Origin of the sequence: Brachybacterium sp. GU-2, from assembly GCF_030866705.2 — a bacterium.
Classification (GTDB): Bacteria; Actinomycetota; Actinomycetes; order Actinomycetales; family Dermabacteraceae; genus Brachybacterium; species Brachybacterium conglomeratum.
In genome coordinates this window covers 1,312,060-1,330,412 of sequence record NZ_CP133037.2, presented here as the reverse complement: position 1 = coordinate 1,330,412, position 18,353 = coordinate 1,312,060, and the positions used below count along the sequence as shown (strand labels likewise).

19 protein-coding genes are annotated in these 18,353 nt (G+C 72.9%); 7 read left to right on the top strand and 12 right to left on the bottom strand.

The genetic code is table 11. The annotated features are described in order from the left end of the window. Nucleotides 1–8: 8 nt before the first annotated feature. Nucleotides 9–491: a CarD family transcriptional regulator gene (locus RBL05_RS06125; RefSeq protein WP_010551260.1), complete on the bottom strand. Its 483-nt coding sequence runs from the start codon at nt 489–491 to the stop codon at nt 9–11. 276 nt (nt 492–767) lie between these two features. Here RBL05_RS06125 and RBL05_RS06120 point away from each other — a divergent pair, with 276 nt between their 5' ends. Further along, the gene (locus RBL05_RS06120) at nt 768–1,265 is read left to right on the top strand and encodes a hypothetical protein (protein ID WP_308740241.1); all 498 of its coding nucleotides are present in this window, start codon (nt 768–770) and stop codon (nt 1,263–1,265) included. A gap of 89 nt (nt 1,266–1,354) precedes the next feature. Here RBL05_RS06120 and RBL05_RS06115 read toward each other — a convergent pair whose 3' ends face one another. Continuing rightward, nucleotides 1,355–2,044, bottom strand: coding sequence for a response regulator transcription factor (locus tag RBL05_RS06115; RefSeq protein ID WP_259813394.1), 690 nt, complete (start codon nt 2,042–2,044; stop codon nt 1,355–1,357). Nucleotide 2,045: 1 nt separating this feature from the next. After that, the gene (locus RBL05_RS06110; protein WP_308740242.1) at nt 2,046–3,311 is read right to left on the bottom strand and encodes a sensor histidine kinase; all 1,266 of its coding nucleotides are present in this window, start codon (nt 3,309–3,311) and stop codon (nt 2,046–2,048) included. Nucleotides 3,312–3,483: 172 nt separating this feature from the next. Here RBL05_RS06110 and phoU point away from each other — a divergent pair, with 172 nt between their 5' ends. Further along, nucleotides 3,484–4,164, top strand: coding sequence for a phosphate signaling complex protein PhoU (phoU, locus tag RBL05_RS06105; RefSeq protein WP_318604158.1), 681 nt, complete (start codon nt 3,484–3,486; stop codon nt 4,162–4,164). Between the two features lie 184 nt (nt 4,165–4,348). Here the strand turns inward: phoU and RBL05_RS06100 are convergent, their stop codons facing one another. The 8 genes from RBL05_RS06100 to RBL05_RS06065 all read right to left on the bottom strand — a co-directional run bounded on the left by RBL05_RS06100 (nt 4,349) and on the right by RBL05_RS06065 (nt 12,409). Continuing rightward, on the bottom strand, nt 4,349–4,714 hold the full coding sequence (locus RBL05_RS06100; protein WP_308740243.1) for a DUF4235 domain-containing protein: 366 nt from the start codon (nt 4,712–4,714) through the stop codon (nt 4,349–4,351). Nucleotides 4,715–4,761: 47 nt separating this feature from the next. Further along, on the bottom strand, nt 4,762–5,805 hold the full coding sequence (locus RBL05_RS06095; RefSeq protein WP_308740244.1) for an LCP family protein: 1,044 nt from the start codon (nt 5,803–5,805) through the stop codon (nt 4,762–4,764). A gap of 34 nt (nt 5,806–5,839) precedes the next feature. Beyond that, nucleotides 5,840–6,655 carry a tRNA (guanosine(46)-N7)-methyltransferase TrmB gene (gene trmB / locus RBL05_RS06090; RefSeq protein WP_308740245.1) on the bottom strand — a complete coding sequence of 272 codons (816 nt, stop codon included), beginning with the start codon at nt 6,653–6,655 and terminating at the stop codon, nt 5,840–5,842. Between the two features lie 7 nt (nt 6,656–6,662). Further along, nucleotides 6,663–7,088, bottom strand: a complete 426-nt coding sequence (locus RBL05_RS06085) for a ubiquinol-cytochrome c reductase iron-sulfur subunit (RefSeq protein WP_308740246.1) — start codon at nt 7,086–7,088, stop codon at nt 6,663–6,665. Between the two features lie 138 nt (nt 7,089–7,226). Next, nucleotides 7,227–7,793: a peptide deformylase gene (gene def / locus RBL05_RS06080; RefSeq protein WP_010551269.1), complete on the bottom strand. Its 567-nt coding sequence runs from the start codon at nt 7,791–7,793 to the stop codon at nt 7,227–7,229. After that, nucleotides 7,790–8,971 (bottom strand): YihY/virulence factor BrkB family protein, encoded by a 1,182-nt coding sequence (locus tag RBL05_RS06075; protein ID WP_308740247.1) that lies wholly within the window; start codon nt 8,969–8,971, stop codon nt 7,790–7,792. The genes def and RBL05_RS06075 overlap by 4 nt, the downstream gene beginning before the upstream one ends. A 148-nt stretch (nt 8,972–9,119) precedes the next feature. Further along, nucleotides 9,120–11,666 carry a glycoside hydrolase family 65 protein gene (locus RBL05_RS06070; protein WP_263310611.1) on the bottom strand — a complete coding sequence of 849 codons (2,547 nt, stop codon included), beginning with the start codon at nt 11,664–11,666 and terminating at the stop codon, nt 9,120–9,122. Beyond that, on the bottom strand, nt 11,663–12,409 hold the full coding sequence (locus RBL05_RS06065) for an HAD family hydrolase (RefSeq protein WP_308740248.1): 747 nt from the start codon (nt 12,407–12,409) through the stop codon (nt 11,663–11,665). The genes RBL05_RS06070 and RBL05_RS06065 overlap by 4 nt, the downstream gene beginning before the upstream one ends. A gap of 91 nt (nt 12,410–12,500) precedes the next feature. Here RBL05_RS06065 and RBL05_RS06060 point away from each other — a divergent pair, with 91 nt between their 5' ends. Together RBL05_RS06060 and RBL05_RS06055 are read left to right on the top strand one after the other, a co-directional pair. Beyond that, nucleotides 12,501–13,172 (top strand): SRPBCC domain-containing protein, encoded by a 672-nt coding sequence (locus RBL05_RS06060; RefSeq protein WP_308740249.1) that lies wholly within the window; start codon nt 12,501–12,503, stop codon nt 13,170–13,172. A gap of 70 nt (nt 13,173–13,242) precedes the next feature. Next, nucleotides 13,243–14,556, top strand: coding sequence for an MFS transporter (locus tag RBL05_RS06055; protein WP_308740250.1), 1,314 nt, complete (start codon nt 13,243–13,245; stop codon nt 14,554–14,556). Nucleotides 14,557–14,613: 57 nt separating this feature from the next. On the opposite strand, the gene RBL05_RS06050 is transcribed toward RBL05_RS06055, so the two are convergent. Further along, nucleotides 14,614–15,150: a CarD family transcriptional regulator gene (locus tag RBL05_RS06050; RefSeq protein WP_263310615.1), complete on the bottom strand. Its 537-nt coding sequence runs from the start codon at nt 15,148–15,150 to the stop codon at nt 14,614–14,616. Between the two features lie 374 nt (nt 15,151–15,524). On the opposite strand from RBL05_RS06050, the gene RBL05_RS06045 reads away from it, so the two are divergent. From RBL05_RS06045 to RBL05_RS06035, 3 genes are read left to right on the top strand one after another with little or no spacing between them, the layout of a single operon-like run. Then, nucleotides 15,525–16,220 (top strand): ATP-binding cassette domain-containing protein, encoded by a 696-nt coding sequence (locus RBL05_RS06045; RefSeq protein WP_412523782.1) that lies wholly within the window; start codon nt 15,525–15,527, stop codon nt 16,218–16,220. Then, a complete protein-coding gene (locus RBL05_RS06040) occupies nt 16,217–17,743 on the top strand; it encodes a hypothetical protein (protein ID WP_308740251.1) in 1,527 nt (508 codons plus the stop codon). The genes RBL05_RS06045 and RBL05_RS06040 overlap by 4 nt, the downstream gene beginning before the upstream one ends. A gap of 13 nt (nt 17,744–17,756) precedes the next feature. Continuing rightward, nucleotides 17,757–18,272: a class I SAM-dependent methyltransferase gene (locus RBL05_RS06035; RefSeq protein WP_308740252.1), complete on the top strand. Its 516-nt coding sequence runs from the start codon at nt 17,757–17,759 to the stop codon at nt 18,270–18,272. Nucleotides 18,273–18,353: the final 81 nt, after the last annotated feature.

The following is an 18,353-nucleotide window of genomic DNA, read 5'->3' as shown; positions in this document are numbered from 1 at the left end:
CGGGGCGCTCAGGAGGCGAGGACCTCGTCGAGGATGGTCTCGGCCTCGGCCTCATCGGTCTTCTCGGCGAGGGCGAGCTCGGAGACGAGGATCTGGCGCGCCTTGGCCAACATCCGCTTCTCCCCGGCGGACAGGCCGCGGTCCTGGTCGCGGCGCCACAGATCGCGTACGACCTCGGCGACCTTCTTGACGTTGCCCGAGGCGAGCTTCTCGACGTTGGCCTTGTAGCGGCGGGACCAGTTCGTCGGCTCCTCCGTGTACGGCTGGCGGAGCACCTCGAAGACCTCGTCGAGGCCCTCCTTGTCCACGACGTCGCGGACGCCGACGAGGTCGACGTTGTCGGCGGGGACCTCGATCGTGAGATCGCCCTGGGCGACCTTGAGCTTGAGGTAGGTGCGGTCCTCGCCCTTGATGGTGCGGGTCTTGACCTCCTCGATGAGCGCGGCACCGTGGTGCGGGTAGACGACGGTCTCGCCGACAGCGAAGTTCATGTGGTGGGTCCCCTTTCCGTCGCTCATCCTACCATCCGGGTCGGATGGTGAAATGCCCGCCGACCAGCGCCGACCCGCTCTCGTCGCCGGTGCGGAAAGCGGTGCTGAGCGGGAGAGTCACCGGGCGGCCCGCAGCCTCCGGCGCGGCGCGGCGAGCGCCGAGGAGCCCGTCGCCGGACCTGCGGTGCGGTCCGTCCGAGGTGCCGCGGTGGGGTACCCTGTGAGGGCTGTCCCCGATCGTCCCCGCCGCTCCGCGGCATCGAACAGGAGTCCTCCGTGCGCCGTCCCCGCCGTCTCGCACTCTCCGTCGCCGCCCTGGGCCTTGCCCTCGCGGCGTCCGGCTGCACCTTCATGAGCCCGGTGCAGACCCACGAGTTCTACCAGGCGGGCGACGGCACCAACGCGAACCTCGAGGTGGACGGCGCCTTCCACGTCGGCGTGCGCAACGCCGTGCTGGTGATGGACGAGACCGGGACCGCGACCTTCTCCGCGACCGTCGTGAACTACTCCGACGAGGACCTCGTCGTCGAGCTCGAGGGCCAGGACGAGGGTGCTGCCGTGTTCTCCACGCGCGTGCAGGTCCCGGCGCAGGGCACGGTCGAGCTCGGCCCCGAGGAGGGCCAGCAGGCCGTGCAGATCGGCGCGCTCGACGTGCTCCCGGGGACGATCCTCGATCTCGAGGTGAGCTCCGGGGACCTCTCCACCACGGTCTCGCTGCCCACGCTCGAGACCACCCTCAGCCACTACGGGGAGAGCGAGCCCGCCGCCGGCTGAGCCGGCTCCGCGCGAGCCCCCTGGACGACGAGCGCCCCGCAGCCTGGCTGCGGGGCGCTCGCGTGTTCCGGGACGTCGCCGGCCCTCGCTCAGGCCCCGGACTCGAACTTGTAGCCCAGCCCGCGCACGGTCACGAGGTGGACGGGGTTCTTCGGGTCCTCCTCGATCTTCGCGCGCAGGCGCTTGACGTGGACGTCGAGGGTCTTGGTGTCGCCGACGTAGTTCGCGCCCCAGACGCGGTCGATGAGCTGGCCGCGGGTGAGCACCCGGTCGACGTTGCGCAGCAGCATCTCCAGCAGCTCGAACTCCTTCAGCGGGAGGGCGACCTCGGTGCCGTGCACCTGCACCACGTGACGCTCGACGTCCATCATGATGCCGCCCGCGGTGAGGGTCGTGTCCTCCTCCGCCTCGGCCGTGTCCTGGCCGCGCCGCAGCACGGCCTTGATCCGGGCGAGCAGCTCGCGGGAGGAGTAGGGCTTGGTGACGTAGTCGTCGGCGCCCAGCTCGAGGCCCAGCACCTTGTCGAACTCGTCGTCCTTCGCGGTGAGCATGATGACCGGGACCGAGGAGGTGCGGCGGATCTCCCGGCACACCTCGGTGCCGCTCATCCCCGGGAGCATGAGGTCCAGGAGCACCAGGTCCGCGCCGTGGGCGGAGAAGATGCGCAGGCCGTCGGTGCCGGTGTCCGCGACGGCGACCTCGTAGCCCTCCTTCCGCAGCGAGTAGGAGAGCGGGTCCGAGAACGATTCCTCGTCCTCCACGATCAGGATGCGTGTCATCTCAACTTCCCTTTCCAGAGGGTCGGTCGGAGGGTCGGGGGCGATCGTCGCCGGGAGCGTCGGTCGAGGCGGTCGCGCGCGGGTTCGCGGAGACCTCGAGCGTGCGGGAGCCGACGGTGATCGTCTCGGTGCGGCCCATCTCCGGCAGTCTGAGGGTGAAGGTCGATCCCTGGCCCTTCATCGACCAGGCGGTCACCTCGCCGCCGTGGTCGGTCGCGATGTGCTTGACGATCGCGAGGCCCAGGCCGGAGCCGCCGGTGCTGCGCGAGCGGGCCCGGTCCACGCGGAAGAACCGCTCGAAGACCCGCTCGAGGTGGTCCTTCGCGATGCCGATGCCCTGGTCCTTCACGGACACCTCGACCATGCCGCCGTCTCGCCGCACCGAGATCCCGACCCGGGTGCGAGGGTCGGAGTAGGCGATCGCGTTGGAGATCAGGTTGGACAGCGCCGTGGTCAGCATCGAGGAGGAGCCGAAGACGCGCAGCCCGCTGCTGCCGCCGACGGCGACCTCGATGTCCGAGCCGAGCGCGAAGTTGCGGTTCAGCGCCACCGCCTCCTCGACCACCTCGTCGACCTCGACCGGCTCGGCGTCGGTGAGGGCGGAGCTGCCCTGCACGCGCGAGAGTTCGATGATCTCCTGCACCAGGTGGGAGAGGCGGCGGGTCTCCGTCTGCATCCGCTCGGCGAAGCGGCGCACCGCGTCGGGATCCTCCGCGGCGTCCTCCATCGTCTCGGCGAGCAGCGTGATCGCGCCGACGGGGGTCTTCAGCTCGTGGGACACGTTCGCGACGAAGTCGCGCCGCGTCTCCTCCACCCGCACCGCACGAGTGAGGTCGTCGGCCAGCAGCAGCACGCCGTGCTCGCCGAGCGCACCGATCCTCACGTCGATCACCGCGTCGGTGTCGCCCTGGGCGGAGCGGCGCACCGTCAGGCGCTCGTCGCGGAACCCGCCGTTGCGGCCTACGTCCGACGCGAGCTCCATCAGCTGCGTGCTCGCCAGGCGCGGGTAGTCCCCCTCGGCGGCGCGCACGATCCCGTAGGAGTACGCCATGGGGGAGGCGCGCAGGACGTCGCCGACGGAGTCCAGCACCACGTAGGCGGAGGAGAGGATCGCGAGCACCTCCGCGGCGGCCTCGGGGACCACCTCGTCCCGCGCCGCCGGCTGCTCGGCGCGGCGGCTCTCGGAGCGGCGCAGCGCCGACGTGGCGACGACTCCGATCACGAGTCCGATCGCCGCGGCGAGCAGGAGCAGGGCAGACTGGGGCACCAGCACAGCCTAGGCCCCGTGCGTTCCGCGCTCCCGCCACCTGTCGCAGGGCGGGACGAACGAGGGGAGGAGTTCACGGGGACTACGCTTCGAGTTCACCCAACGGCGATGCACGTTCATCCGGCATTGCGAGGATCGGGGAGAAGTCCCCATCAGACAGAGGAGCGAGAACATGCGCGAGGCCTACCAGAGCGATCTGCGGCACATCGTCGACGACCTGCTGGACATGGCCGAGCTGGTGAGCACGGCCCTGGCAGACGCGACCAGGGCCCTTCTCGAGGGCGACCTGGCCCTCGCCGAGCGGGTCATCACCGCCGACCCCCACATCGACGACCGTCACCTCGAGCTCGACGCGAAGGCCGTCGAGCTCCTCGCCCGACAGGCCCCGGTCGCCACGGACCTGCGCCTCCTGGTCGCCACCCTGCGCATGAGCTCCTCCCTCGAACGCATGGGCGACCTCGCCGCGCACATCGCGCTGATCGCGCGCCGCACGCACCCGGAGGCCGCGGTCCCCGAGCAGTTCCGCGAGAAGATCGCGCGGATGTCCGAGGTGGGCCTGGAATCCCTCAAGGGGGCCTCCGAGGTGATCGCCCACCGCGACCTCGCCCAGGCCGCCGAGGTCGAGAAGGGCGACGAGGAGCTGGACGAGCTCATGCTCCAGGTCTCCCGCGAGATCTCCTCGGCCGCGCCCGGCACCTTCACCGCCGGCCAGGTCATCGACATGACGCTGCTGATCCGCTTCTACGAGCGGATAGGCGATCACGCGGTCTCACTCGTGCGCCGCGTCGGGTTCCTCGTCACCGGCGACGCGATGGACACCCTCTCCGAGGGCGTCGACGTCCCGGAGTTCTGAGCCGGGCCCCGGAGCTACGGTCGGGCCGCTCCCGGGCCCGACGGGTCCGCCGACGGCCGAGCGTGACGTAGTACGCGCACTACGGAGCTCGAGCCCGACGGGTCCGAGCACGCCGAAGGGGCGCCCCGCAGAGTCTGCGGGGCGCCCCTTCGGCGTCAGGCCGACAGGCGGTCGGCCGGTCGGGTCAGCCGCGATTCGGGCGGGGCCGCCTGGTGGTCAGCCGCTCCGCGCCCGCCTTCGCCCCGCGCCGGGCCGCCGTCCGCAGGCCCTGCAGCAGCACGCCGGAGACCAGCGTCCACAACATCAGCTTCCAGACCGGCTGGTCGTCGTCGGGATCCCTGATCGCCTGGATCTCCGCCTTCGAGGCGCCGTCCTTCTTCGCCTGCTTGCGCCGCGCGGCGACGTCCTTCTTGGCGGCCTTTAGGGACTTGGTGGTCGGGGCGTCCTCGCCGAACACGACTCCCCAGCCGGTCTCGGCCGCCTTCTTGCCGACGGAGGCGGCGATGATCCCCGCGACGGGGACGATGATGCTCACGAGCGGATTGGCCACGGTTTCCTCCAGGCGTCGGGTTCGCGGGTTCTCTCCTGCGAAGGGGCTCAGTAGGCCCCGGCGTACTGAGCGTAATAGGTTCCCATGTCGTCCGTGCGCAGTGCCTCGCGCAGCACGTCCATCGCCTCCTCGTCGGTCGCCACCACGCTCGCGCCGCCGCTGGTCGTGGTGGGGCCCCCGTGGGGGACGGAGAGGAAGTAGAGGTCGTCCCCTCGGATCGAGCGGAGCGACAGCCCGAGCTTCGTCATCTCGCCGGCGGTGAGGCCCTCGTCGGTGGTCAGGTACGGGGAGACCTCCTCGATCGTGTCGGCGAGCTTGCGCGGATCGGTGAGGGTGTCGGCGCTGATGAGCTTGTCGGCGATGCCCTTGAGGACCGCCTGCTGGTTGCGGTTGCGCTGGAAGTCGCCGTCGGCGAACTGCTTGCGCTGGCGCACGAAGACCAGCGCCTCGCGGCCGTCCATCGACTGCGTGCCGGCGGTGTACTCGATGCCGTCCGCCTCGAAGTCCCTCGGGACCTGCACGTCGACTCCGCCGAGCGTGTCCACGAGCCCCTCGATGCCCTCGAAGTCGATCAGGGCCACATGGTCGATCGGCACTCCGGTGTAGTCCTCCACCGTCGTCACCGCCAGGGAGGGGCCGCCGAAGGCGAGGGCCGCGTTGATGCGGTCCTTGCCGTGGCCGGGGATGTCGATGTAGAGGTCGCGGGGGAACGAGGTGATGTACACGCTCTCGCCGTCGTCGGCGATGTGCACGAGCATCATCACGTCCGAGCGCTGGCCGGTGACGCCCTCCGCGGCCGCGGCCTCCTCGGAGCGCTTGTCCGAGCCGAGCAGGAGGATGTTCCGCCCGGTGCCCTCCTCCGCCTCGGGGCGCTCGCCCTCGGCGCGGGTGATGTCCACGACGGAGCGCTTCTCGTAGGAGCTGCGCAGCCCGTTGAGATAGCTGCCGACCACGATGCCGACGCCGATCACCAGCACGGCCACGAGGCCGAACGCGATGAGCGCCGCGCGGCGGCCTCGTCGGCGTTCCGTGCCGGCGTCCGAGTCGTCGTCCCAGTCGGCGGGCAGCTCGACGTCGTCGTTGCGGTTCATGGATCGGTCCCCTCGTCCGGTGCCGCCGGGGCGGTCACAGCCTGCGGTAGGCGAGATCCCATATTAGGCGTCCGGCCTGCATCCCCTTGGACTCGAAGCTGGTCTTCACACGACCTCCGTACCGCGGTGCCCAGCCGGTTCTCGCCATGCCCTCGGGGACGGCGTCGGAGCTCACCCCCTCGGGGCGCGGGCCGTCCGGATGCACGAGCTCCAGTTCGGGCCTGGCATCGAGCTGGCGGCGCATGTGGTGGGCGTACTGCGCCCAGTCGGTGGCCAGGCGCAGGTGCCCGCCGGGGGCGAGCAGCGGCAGCACCGCATCGAGGAAGGGCGGGTTGATCAGGCGCCGCTTGTGGTGCCTGGCCTTCGGCCACGGATCGGCGAAGTACACCCACAGCTCGGAGATCGAGGCCTCGGGCAGCATCGCGGGCAGCGCCCTCTGCGCGTCCAGGGGCAGCAGGCGCAGGTTCCGGGGGTGCTCCGCCTTCTCGACGCGGCTGAGCGTCTGGGCCAGTCCGGGGAGGTACACCTCGACGCCCAGGTGGTCGCGCTCGGGATGCGCGGTCGCGGCCGCGACGATGTTCTCGCCCAGGCCGCTGCCGACCTCGACGACCAGCTCCGCGCGGCGGCCGAAGACCTCCTCGAGATCCATCCGGGCCCCGTCGGCCGGGAGCGTGTCGCGCTCGCCGCGCGGCGGGTCCAGCACGTACTCGGGGGAGAGCCGGTCCCAGGAGTCGCGGCGCGAGGGCGTCAGCCGTTCGCCGCGGCGCACGAAGGAGACGACGTCGCGGCGGGTGGTGCCCGCATCACGTCGGGCGGGATGCAAGGGCGGGGGAGTGGTGGGCGGGGTCACGGCTGCCTCAGGACGCGCGACGGATCTGATCGCCTTCGACGACGATCTCCACGCTCGGCAGGTGACGGGTCGCGGGGCCGACGAGCACCTCGCCGCTGGTCGCGTCGAAGCGCGAGCCGTGGCAGGGGCAGTCCAGCTCGGTCTCCTGCTGGCGGAGGGCGCAGCCGTTGTGGGTGCAGTAGCCGGAGTAGGCGGAGACGTCCTCCCCGGTCCCGCGGACCAGGAGCACGAAGGGCTGCTGGCCGCCGAAGTTCACGAGCGTCGAGGCGTTCTCGGGCACGTCCGCCAGCGGGACCGAGCCCCCCTCCGCGCGCAGCGGCTCGGCCGTGCCGAAGCCCTGGTCCTCCGGAGCGCAGGCCGCGAGGCCTCCGAGACCGGCCGCGGAGGCGGGCAGCAGGAGGGCGTGGCGGCGGGAGAGGCAGGGGCGTTCCATGCCGCCAGGATAGCCAGGGGCGCCGGGCGTCGGGGCGCGGCGGGCAGCGGGTGTGACCGCCGCGACCGCGTCGTGATCGTCCCACGATCCTCCCGGGGCGCGCCGGGGCATGCACAGCGTCGCCGCCGCGCCCGCGGCTCAGACCTCCGCGGCCTCCATCTCGCTCGGGTCCCAGGTGAGGATGCCGCCCGCGCGCCAGCCCCGGTCGCGCACCGCGTCCAGCGCCTCCCGCTTCCTCGCCGGGGTGAGCCGGTCGAGATAGAGGGACCCCTCGAGATGGTCGACCTCGTGCTGGAGCGCGCGGGCGAGCACTCCGCCCTCGTCCTCCAGCACGACCTCGGCCCCGTCGAGATCCGTGCCCGTCACCCGGGCGCCGCGGTGCCGTGCGGTGGGGAACCCCTCGCCCGGCACGGAGAGGCATCCCTCGAGGGTCTCCTCGTCCAAGGTGATCCCGCCGAAGCGCTCGAGGACCGGGTTGAGCACCACCCCGCGTCGCAGCGTGTCGCTCACGTCGGGGCAGGAGTACACGAACAGCCGCCAGCGGGAGCCCACCTGCGGTGCGGCGAGGCCGACGCCGCCTGCCGCGTCCATCGTCTCGAACATGTCCGCGACGAGCGTGCGCAGCTCGTCGGTGACCTCTCGGACGCGGCGGGTGCGCTGCGAGAGCGCGCGGTGGCCGGCGATGGTGATCGGGCGGACGGTCATGCGGGGGAGCCTCCTTGGCTCGACGGGTCGGCGGAGGGCCCCGTATCGGTGCTCTCCTCGGGGAGGGGGTCGCTGGTGACCCGGTGTCGGCGCGGCGGGTTCACCGCGAGAGGGTTGGTCGACTCGACGATCCAGGCGCCCCGCTCCCGCCGCAGGGGCTCCCCGCTGCGGACGGACTCGGCGACCGCGCGGCCCAGCTCCTCGGCCTCGTCGGCGTCACGGGCGAGGAAGTCCAGGGTGTGGGTCGCATGCGGCGCGAGCTCGAGCTTGTGCCATGCCTCCAGGCCGGTGGCGAGCTGACGGGCGCGCAGGAACTCGGCGTCCAGCGCCGCGCCGGTGATCACCACGATGTTCGCGATCCACATCAGCAGCAGGATCGCGATCAGGCCGTTGAGGACGGTGAGGACCTCCGCGAAGCGGGTCGCGTAGACGAGCAGCTGCCCGGCCAACAGCGCGGTCCCGAACAGGGTGAGCACGCTGAGGGTCGAGCCCAGCGTCATCAGCCGGTAGCGGGGCAGTCGCACGTTGGGGAACAGGTAGTAGGCCAGCGACACCCCGATGATCAGGATGACCAGCAGTACCGGCCACTTCACGATGTTCCAGGCGTGGAAGGCGATCATGGGGATGCCGATGAACTCGCCGATGCGCTGGCTCGCCTCGCCGCCCAGGATGATCATGCCGATCGCGAGCAGCACCACCGCGGTGATGAGCACCGTCTCGCCGAACACGATCGTGCGGAACCACAGGAAGGGTCGCCCCTCGCGGGTGTCGTAGACCCTGTGCAGCGCGCGGTGGAAGGCGGCGACGCCGTTGGACGCGGAGACCAGCGAGCCGAGCGTGCCCAGCAGCAGGCCCAGCAGGCCGCCGCTGGTGCTGGAGACGGCCTGGATCGCCCCGAGATAGGGACGCGGATCCAGGGTCGGGAAGATCTCGGTGATCAGCCCGGAGAGCGCGGAGAGCGTCTCCGTCTCGATCCCGATCAGCGACATCATCGACACGACGGCCACCGCGCCCGGGAACAGCGACAGCAGCAGGTAGAACGTCATCGTCCCGGCCACGTCCCACACCTGGATGTCCAGCAGCCGCATCCGCACCCGGTTCAGGACGTGCAGGATGCTCAGCCGGGGTCGGGCGAGCTCGACCTGCGGCCGTGGCCGACGCGGACGGGAGGTGGTCACCGTGGAGCTGCTCCGGAGGGGTGTCGGGTCCCGGGCCGGGAGGTCGGGACGGAGGGGCGGGGGCCGTGCGGGCGCTGTGGAGCCTAGTCCACCGCGCCGCAGGGGCCCCGCCCTCGTGACGCGCCGGTCAGCCTCCGTCGATGATCTCTCAGCCCTCGTCGACGATGTCGTCGGGGTCGGAGGCGACCGGGTACTCCCACGGGTCCTCGGGATCGCCCGGCACGAAGGAGGTCATGATCGAGCCGTCCGCGCGGGCATCGCCCAGGCCGACGGGCCTGGACAGCACCGCATCGTCCAGCAGCGGGCCCTGGTCAGCGAGCGGGACGGAGACGCCGTCGGCGGTCACCCGCACGCTCTCGCCGCGCACGGAGACCTCGATCTCCTCGCCGGTCTCGAGCGTGAAGGAGATCTCCTCGCGCACCAGGCGCACCCGGAAGCGGGAGCCGCGCACCGTCAGCGGGAAGGAGAGCTCGGGCCACTGCGCCGGCAGGCGCGGGTCGAAGCTGATCCGGCCCTCGTCGTGGCGCATCCCGCCGAAGCCGTGCACGAGCGCGTTCCACACCCCGCCCGCCGAGGCGATGTGCACGCCGTCGGAGGTGTTGCCGTGGAGGTTCCCGAGGTCCACGAAGAGCCCGGCCCGGAAGTAGTCCAGCGCCGCCTCCTGATGGCCCACCTCGGCGGCCATGATCGACTGGACCACGGCGGAGAGCGAGGAGTCCCCGGTGGTGATCGGGTCGTAGTACTCGAAGTCGGCGCGCTTCTCCTCCGCGGTGAACTCGCTGCCGCGCAGGAACTGGGCCAGCACCACATCGGCCTGCTTGAGCACCTGGAAGCGGTAGATCACCAGCGGGTGGAAGTGCAGCAGCAGCGGGAACGCCTCTTCCGGAGTGTTCGCCACGTCCCAGATCTCCCGCTCCAGGAAGCGATCCTCCTGGAGGTGGATGCCGAGGGAGTCGTCCTTCGCCACGAACATGCCGTCCGCGCAGGCCTCCCACTGGTCCAGCTCCATCTCGTCCAGCTCGAGCTCGACGCGCAACGCCTCGTAGGCGGCCTCGTCGGCCGCGCGCAGGTCCCGCACGGCGCGGGCCGCGCGGCGCAGGTTGTAGCGCGCCATCACGTTCGTGAACAGGTTGTTGTTCACGACCGTCGTGTACTCGTCCGGGCCGGTCACGCCGTTGATGTGGAAGCTCGAGACGCCCGCGGCGGTGACCCGCCAGAACCCGAGGTCCGCCCACATCCGGGCGGTCTCCACCAGCACCTGCACCCCGTCGCGGCGCTCGAAGTCGACGTCGCCGGTCACGTCCGTGTACTGGCAGAAGGCGTAGGAGACGTCGGCGTCGATGTGGTACTGCGCGGTGCCGGCCGCGTAGTAGGCGGAGGCCTCGTCGCCGTTGATCGTGCGCCAGGGGAACAGGGCCCCGCGCTGGTTCAGCTCCCGTGCCCGCTCGCGCGCCTTGGGCAGCATGGTCGTGCGGAAGCGCAGCGCGTTACGGGCCCAGCGCGGCTGGGTGAAGGTGAGGAAGGGGACGACGTAGATCTCGCTGTCCCAGAAGTAGTGGCCCTCGTAGCCCGAGCCGGTCACGCCCTTGGCGGGGATGCCCCACTGGTCGGAGCGGGCCGTGGCCTGGGCGAGCTGGAACAGGCACCAGCGCGTCGCCTGCTGCGCCTCGGGCTGGCCCGGCAGCTGCACGTCCGAGCTCTGCCAGAAGTCCGCGAGGTACTCCCGCTGCGTCGCGAGATGCGCCTCGAAGCCGTCGCGACGCACCCGGTCCAGGGTGCGGCGGCAGCGGTCGAAGAGCTCGCGATGGGGCACCGAGCGCGAGGAGTGGTAGGCCACCGACTTGCGCACCGTCAGCACCGAGCCCTCCTCGAGATGGGCGCGGGTGACCTGTCGGCCGAAGTCGGCCGAGGTGTCCGTGAGGTGCTCGGTCTCGGCGTCGGATTCGATCACGTGGTCTGCGCCGACGGCGAGGGTCATGCCCGAGCGCGCCACCCGGTATCCCAGCAGCATCCGCCGCTCGCTGTGCCAGTCCTGCATCGGCTCGAGCACCCGGTGGGTGAAGGCGGTGGTCTGGCGCGGATCGGCCTTGTCGGTGACGGGGCCGCCGTCCACGCCCTTGCCGAAGTCATCGCGATAGTCCTGCCGGTTCACGATCTGGGAGGAGATCGCGATCGGGGCGGAGCCCTCGAGCATCTCCACCCGCATCGTCATCAGCGCGAGGTGGCGCTGGGAGAAGGAGATCATCCGCGCGGTGGAGACCTTCACGCGCTTCCCGGCGGGGGTGCGCCAGATCAGCTCGCGCCGCAGCACGCCCTCGCGGAAGTCGATCCAGCGCTCGTACTCCTCGAGGTCCGCGATCGACAGCAGCAGCGGCTCGTCGTCCACGTACAGCTTGAGCGTGGAGGAGTCCGGCACCGAGATCATCGTCTGCCCGGTGCGGGCGAAGCCGAAGGCGGACTCGGCGTGGTTGATGTCCCAGGTCTCGTGGAAGCCGTTGAGGAAGGTGCCGTGGCTGTGCGCGTCCCGGCCCTCCTCGGGCGTGCCGCGCATCCCGAGATAGCCGTTCGCGGTCGCGAACAGCGTCTCCATCAGGCCCAGGTCGCCGCCCGGCCGCGACTCGACCAGGCGCCATTCGTCGACCGGCAGGCGGGTGCGGTCCACGGGGTCCTCGGGCAGCGAGCGCAGACGGGTCATGCCAGCTCCGCCAGATCGGCGACGACGAGGGTGGCTCCGGCGGCGGTCAGCTCCTCGCGCCCCGCCCCGCGGTCCACGCCGACGACGGCGCCGAAACGCCCCGCGGCGCCGGCGGCGACGCCGGAGACGGCGTCCTCGTAGACCACCGCGTCGGCGGGCTCGACGCCCAGCAGCGCGGCGGCGCGGAGGAAGGTGTCCGGGGCGGGCTTGCCCGGCAGGCCCTCGCGGGCGGCGACGTTCCCGTCGACCACGTGCTCGAAGCGCTCCCGCAGCCCGGCCGAGCGCAGCACCTCCTCCGCGTTGCGGGAGGAGGAGACGATCGCCAGGCGCGCTCCCTCGCCCAGCGAGTCCAGATAGGCGACGGTGCCCGGATAGGGCGCCACGCCGTCGCGGCGCAGCAGCTCGAGCACGAGCTCGTTCTTACGGTTGCCGAGGCCGCGCACGGTCTCCTCCCCGGCGCTCTGCTCGCCGGGATCGGAGTCCTCGCCCTCGGGCAGCTCGAGGCCGCGGGAGGCGAGGACCGCACGGACGCCGTCGTAGCGGGGGCGGCCGTCGACGTGCTCGAAGTAGTCCGCCTCCGTGTACGGCGCCTCGACGCCGCGGGAGGAGAGGAACTGCTCGAACATCGTCGCCCAGGCGCGCATGTGCACCTCGGCCGTCGGGGTCACGACCCCGTCGAGATCGAAGAGATGAGCCGTGAGATCTGCTGGTCGGAAGGTTCGCGCTGAAGTCACATCGGCCATGCTACGGGCCTTGGCGGTGGGCTACGCTTCGGGGGTCCGTGCCCGCGCCCGTGCGCCGGCCCGGAACGGCTCGAGACCTTCCGAGGAGACGATGACTGCCACCGAGTCGCTGCCCGCCCTGGAGGCGGTGCGGCGCGAGCTCGAGATCGACGAGCAGGCCCCCGGCGGCCACCCGCAGGTGCGGGCGGTGCTCACCCTCACCACCAACCTGGACCTGGCCCCGGCGCAGCTGTGGCCCCTGCTGACCCGCCCCGAGGAGCTCGAGGCCTGGTACGGCCCCGTCCGGGGCGAGCTGCGCGAGGGCGGGCGCTTCACCGCGCCGCACGGCGCGAGCGGGACCGTGCTCGAGGTCGAGGAGCCCCACCGCCTCTCCCTGCTGTGGGAGCAGATCGGCGACGAGGACCCGCTCCAGATCCGGCTGGACCCGGAGGACGACGGCACGACGCTGCTCCGGCTGCGCCACACCGTCCTCGTGCCCCGCGAGCGCTTCGACCGGGGCGGCCCGGGCGAGGTGGCGCTCGGCTGGGAGCTCGCGCTGCTCGCGCTCGTCGCGCACACCGACGGCTGGCGCCACAGCTGCCTCGCCGAGGCGCCCGTCCCCACCCGCGAGTGGATGCGGGGCGAGGAGGGACGTCGCTACCTGCGCGCCTGGTCCGTGCGCTGGGCCGCCGAGGCCGTCGCGGCGGGAGTGGACGAGCGCACCGCGCGGCGAGTCGAGACGGAGGTGCTCCGCTCCAACCTGGACTCCCCGCAGGAGGCCTGAGCGGGCGGGAGGGCGTCCGCTCCCCGGGAGGTCTTCGCCCCGGCTCACGAACCGGTGCCACACTCGGGCGGTGACCACCCCTGCCCCCGGCCCCGCCTCGAGGGACGGGCGCTCACCCGCGGCGGTGCTGCGCGGGCTGGTCCCCTCGGTCTATGCGCCGAGCCTGCTGGAGTTCGTGGGCATGGCCGCGCTGATGCCGGTGATCCCCCTGCTGGCGCGCGACCTCGGCTTCAGCATCCCGCAGGCCGCGGCGCTGTCGACCATCTTCGGCCTCACCTCCTTCCTCGGCCCGATTCCCGCCGGACGCCTCATCTCCCGGATCGGGGCGCGCGCGGCGCTGGTGATCACCGGCTGCCTGCTCGTGGTCTCGAACGTCTCGGCCTTCGTGCTGATCGCGCCCGCGCTCGAGGGCGGCGGCGACCTCCTGCACCGGATCATGCTGGTGGTCCTGCTGCTGGTGATGGCCGCGAGCACCCAGGTGTGGCAGCTGGGACGGCAGGCGTATCTCGGCACCGCCCTGCCCGCGACGATGCGGGCGCGCGGCATGACCCTCTTCGGCGGGGTGATCCGGGTGGGGGAGGTGATCGGGCCGCTGCTCGGCGCGGTCGTGATGGCGGCTGGCTCGATGGCCGGGGTGTTCCTGCTCTTCGCGCTCACCGCCGCGGCCGGCACCGTGATGGTGGCCGCGTTCCTCCCTCCGGGGGAGGCCCGGTCCCGGGGTGCGGAGGGCCGACGCGGACGCGCCCCGCGCTCCCCGGCCCAGGTCACGCTGGACCGGGCGGTGCTGCGGCGGATGGTGGCCGTCGGCGTCGGGATCGCGCCGGTGATGATGGCCCGGGTGAACCGGCCCGTGATCGTCCCGCTGCTGGGCGACGCGCTGGGCCTGGACCCGGTGTGGATCTCGGTGGTCTTCGGGATCTCGGCGGCGCTGGAGATCCTGCTGGTGATCCCGGCCGGGACCCTGATGGACCGCTCTGGCCGCGCCGCCGTCGCGGTGCCCTGCGCGCTCGTGATGGGCGCGGGATTCCTCCTGCTCGCCCTGCTCGGGACCGCCTGGGCCGACGGTGGCGGCACCGCCTCGGTCCTCGCCCTGCTGCTGCCCAGTCTGCTGATCGGCGTCGGCAACGGGCTCGGCTCCGGGATCGTGGTGACCCTCGGGATCGACGTCTCCCCGGTGCACGGGCGCACCCGCTATCTCTCCTGGTGGAACACGATGCTCGGCGCCGGGCGGCTCTCCGCCCCGCTGCTGGTCACCGCGATCACCCTGCTCGCCCCCGTCGCCGTCGCGGGCGCCGCCACCGGGGCGCTCTGCGTCGCGGGCGGGCTGTGGCTCTCACGCACGCTGCCCCGCGTCACACCCTCCGGGGGGACCCGGGGGCGCTGACACGGGGCAGCGGGGCGGTGCGGCGGCTCCTGGAGCTGGAGCGCGCCGGGTCGGCGGTCAGGCCGCGGCGTCGACCAGGGCGCCCTCGGCGGTGCTCTGCAGCAGCTCCGCGGCGTCCTCGCGGCTCACGGAGCGGGCGATGGCGATCTCCGAGGCCAGCGGGTCGATGGCCTGCTTGAGCAGGTTGCGCTCGGCGAGGGAGGACGGGGTGCCGCCGGAGTCGCGCACGATCGATCGGATGACCTCGATGCGGTCGGTGAGACGGCCGGACTGGAGCTGCATCTGCAGCGACTTGATGCGGTGGGCCCAGGACGCCTTCTTCGCCGGCGGCTCGATGGGCTCGCCGAGCTGGGAGATCAGCGTGTCGACCTCCTTCGTCCCGAGCACGGGGCGCAGGCCGACGACGTCCTTGCCGTCAGCGGGCACGGAGATCCGCATCTCGTCGCCGATGACCTCCAGGTCCACGTACTCGCGCGGCTCGCCCTTGACGGTGCGGGTCAGGGTCGAGACGATGCGCACCGGGCCGTGGACGGGGTGCGTGAGCACCTTGCCGACCTTCGAAGCGGTGGAGTCGGACGCAGTGGCAACGGACAAGGGGTTCCTCCTCGATGGACCTGTGCGCCGGCGGTACCGCGGCCCTGGTGGGGTCGAGGCGGCCGCCCGCGACCTCGGCCCGGCCCGGGAAGGACCGGTCCACGAGGGGAAACAGGGCGGCTCGAGCCCCGCTCGACCTGCAGGGACAGGGTGGCAGAGCCTACGACAGCGCCTCTCCATGGTCTCACGGATCTGACAATTTATCCAGGCCCTGACGTTTCCACGTGGGTCACATCCGGGCCGGGTCGCTCCGGTCGGACGGCCGCGATCGGACGGCCGCGATCGGACGGCCGCGGCCGTGCGGCTCCGGTCGGGCGCTCCTCCCCGGAGGCGCGACGGAGTGCCGACGATCGTCGGGGGCGGTCTGCGGGACGATGCGGTGGAATGGGGCCATGCCGGTCCCTCCCTCGACGACCCCACCGCCCTCGACCTCGCCGGAGGTCGTGGCCTTCGAGGGGATCGGCGTGCTGCGGGAGGAGAGCGTGCTGCTGCTGGAGGCGAGCGGCCGCGTCGACGCGGGCGAGGTCCTGGCCGTCACCGGCCCCAACGGCAGCGGCAAGACGACCCTGCTGCGGGTCATCGCCGGCCTCCTCGCACCGACGGCCGGACGGGTGCGCGTGGCGGGCAGGCGCCCCGACGACCGCGACCGCGTCTTCCGCGAGGCGCTCTCGGCGCTCATCGGACCGGCGCAGACCGCCCGGGACCTCACCGTCCTCGAGCACCTCCAGTTCGTCGGGGCGACCTGGGGGAGCGATGCCTCGGCCGCCCGTGCGCGGGGCCGAGAGCTCCTCGAGGAGCTGCGGATCCTCCCGCTCGCGGACCGCTTCCCCCACGAGCTCTCCAGCGGCCAGTCCCAGCTGGTCTCCCTCGCACTCGCCCTCGCCCGCCCCAGCGCCGTGCTGGTCCTGGACGAGCCCGAGCAGCGCCTGGACCCCGACCGGCTCGATCTGGTGATCGACGCGCTGCGCGGCAGGGCCCGGGCCGGCACCGCGATCGTGCTCGCGAGCCACAGCCCGCGTCTGGTCGATCAGCTCGCCGACGGCCGGCTCGCGCTCGAGGAGCCGTGGTGAGCGCCTCCCTCGGCCCCGTCCGAGAGGTGTGGGCGCAGCGGTCCCGCGCCCGCACCCGCGGCGACCTGCTCTATCTGCTCTACGTCGTCACGATGGGAGCCGTCGTGCTCGGGCTGCCGGCGCTGCTGTCGACGGGCCGGGCGCTGGCACGAGAGGACGTGCTCGCCCTCCTGCTGAGCGCCGGGGCGCCGCCCACGGCGATCGCGCTGTCCCTCGCCGTCGCCGCCGGCCTCGTCGGCCTCGGCGCGGTGCGGGGCCCCGCCCTGCTCCCGCCCTTCTTCACCGCGACCATGGCCGGCGGCCCGCTCCCACGCGGCCGGGTGCTGCGACGCCCCTTCGCACGTGCACTGCTGCTGCCGCTGCTCGCCGCCGCGCTGCCCGCCGTGCTGGTGGCGGCGACGTTGATGGCGGCAGACCGGACGGGGCCGGGCACGGCGGCGCTCCTGGCGCTCGCCGGGGTCGGGGTGGGGCTGCTGTGGGGAGGAGCCTGGTCCGCGGGGCAGCTGCTGCGGTCGACGCCCCGGCGCCTCCTGCTCCTCCTGCTCGGGCTCGGAGCGGCGATCGCGGCAGCGCCGCCGCTGCTGGCCGTCCGGGAGCTCGCCCGCGGCATGTGGTCCCAGAGCGCCGCGCCGTCGGACGGACCGGTCGCGGCATGGGCGGTGGGTCTCGCGGCGGCGGGAGCGGCCGGCGTCGCGCTGTGCGCGGCCCTGCTCGGTCGGCTGCGGGGGACCGAGCTGGCCGCGCAGGCGGCGCGCTGGGAGGCCGCGACCACCAGCGCGACGGCGACGGACCTCGCCGGGGCGGCCGGCGCCTTCCGCGCCCTGCCCGCGGCGGGCCGTCGTCTGCGGGCGATCGGCGGGGGCCCGACGGTGCTGCTGTACGCGCGACGGGACGCGGTCGCCTGGCTGCGCACGCCCGACCGGTGCGCGGGCGGCGCGCTCGCGGTGCTGCTCGGCGCCGTCGCCCTGGGCGGGGCGCCGCTGCTGCCGGGGCCGGCGGCCTGGACGGTGCTGCTGCTGGGCGCCCTCTCGCTGCGGACCGGGGCGGGAGCCTTCGTCGACGGGATCCGTCACGGGGTGCACACCCTCGGCGCCCCGCCCCTGCTCGGTCAGCGCGCGGGGAGGCAGCTGCTGCTCCACGCCGCCGCGCCTGGGCTGCTCCTGGTGGCGCTCGGCGCGCTCGGCGGGACGCTCGTCGCGGTCGTCGGCGGCGGGGCGGGGAGCGGTTCCGTGCTGCTGCCCGTCGCCGTGGCCGCCACGGTCCTCGCCGCACGGGCCTGGGAGGCGGCGAAGGGCACCATGCCGCTCGCGCTCGCCACTCCGATCCCGACCCCTCAGGGGGACCTGTCGGTGCTGGTCATGCTGGCCTGGCAGGCCGACGCCGTCGTCGTGCCGCTGCTGGGCGCCGCGGCGCTGCTGCTCGTGCTCCCCTCCGGCCCCGGGGCCGTGCTCCTCGCCGCGGCCGTGCTCGTCGGCCTGCTCGTGCTGCTGACCCGACGACGCCTGCGGGAGCTGCAGGCATGAGAGGGGGCGAGAGGTGGACGTCCGCACGACGCCGAACCCCGTGATCCGCCGTGCGGAACGGGTTCTGCACCGCCTGAACGCGCGCCACCCCTGGGACCACAACCCCCATTTCCACCGCTGGGTGCTGCGCTCGCTGCCGCCGGGAGCGGCCCGGGTCCTCGACGTCGGCTGCGGACGCGGCGACCTCGTGCGCGCCCTCGCCGGGCGCGTCGCGCAGGTCGACGGCATCGACCCCGACCCCCAGATGGCTCTTGTCGCCGCCGAGCGGTGCCGTGACCTCGACGGCGTCACGATCCGGCGCCGCGGACTCGGGGCGCACGCTGAGATGCTGCGGGCCGAGGGGACGGGAGGGCACTACGACGCGCTGACCATGATCGCCTCCCTCCATCACATGGAGCTCGAGCCGGCCCTCGGCCAGGCCCGCGACCTGCTGCGTCCCGGCGGGCGTCTGCTCGTGGTCACCCTCACCGTGCCCCGCACGCGGCTCGACCTGCTGTGGGACATCGGCAATGTGGCTCTTCAGAGTTGAGTGTGGGCGCGCCGGTGGCGTCGGGTAGCTGGGGATAGACGTCGAGGTCCTCGATGATGAGCGGACTTCTACCCCCGCTAA

What these genes read in the sequence shown, in the direction of transcription:
- RBL05_RS06045 (WP_412523782.1), top strand. Translation starts at nt 15,525, where the DNA reads ATGCGGTGGAATGGGGCCATGCCGGTCCCTCCCTCGACGACCCCACCG.
- phoU (WP_318604158.1), top strand. Translation starts at nt 3,484, where the DNA reads ATGCGCGAGGCCTACCAGAGCGATCTGCGGCACATCGTCGACGACCTG.
- RBL05_RS06095 (WP_308740244.1), bottom strand. Translation starts at nt 5,805, where the DNA reads ATGAACCGCAACGACGACGTCGAGCTGCCCGCCGACTGGGACGACGAC.
- RBL05_RS06125 (WP_010551260.1), bottom strand. Translation starts at nt 491, where the DNA reads ATGAACTTCGCTGTCGGCGAGACCGTCGTCTACCCGCACCACGGTGCC.
- RBL05_RS06085 (WP_308740246.1), bottom strand. Translation starts at nt 7,088, where the DNA reads ATGGAACGCCCCTGCCTCTCCCGCCGCCACGCCCTCCTGCTGCCCGCC.
- RBL05_RS06060 (WP_308740249.1), top strand. Translation starts at nt 12,501, where the DNA reads ATGACTGCCACCGAGTCGCTGCCCGCCCTGGAGGCGGTGCGGCGCGAG.
- def (WP_010551269.1), bottom strand. Translation starts at nt 7,793, where the DNA reads ATGACCGTCCGCCCGATCACCATCGCCGGCCACCGCGCGCTCTCGCAG.
- RBL05_RS06115 (WP_259813394.1), bottom strand. Translation starts at nt 2,044, where the DNA reads ATGACACGCATCCTGATCGTGGAGGACGAGGAATCGTTCTCGGACCCG.
- RBL05_RS06070 (WP_263310611.1), bottom strand. Translation starts at nt 11,666, where the DNA reads ATGACCCGTCTGCGCTCGCTGCCCGAGGACCCCGTGGACCGCACCCGC.
- RBL05_RS06065 (WP_308740248.1), bottom strand. Translation starts at nt 12,409, where the DNA reads ATGGCCGATGTGACTTCAGCGCGAACCTTCCGACCAGCAGATCTCACG.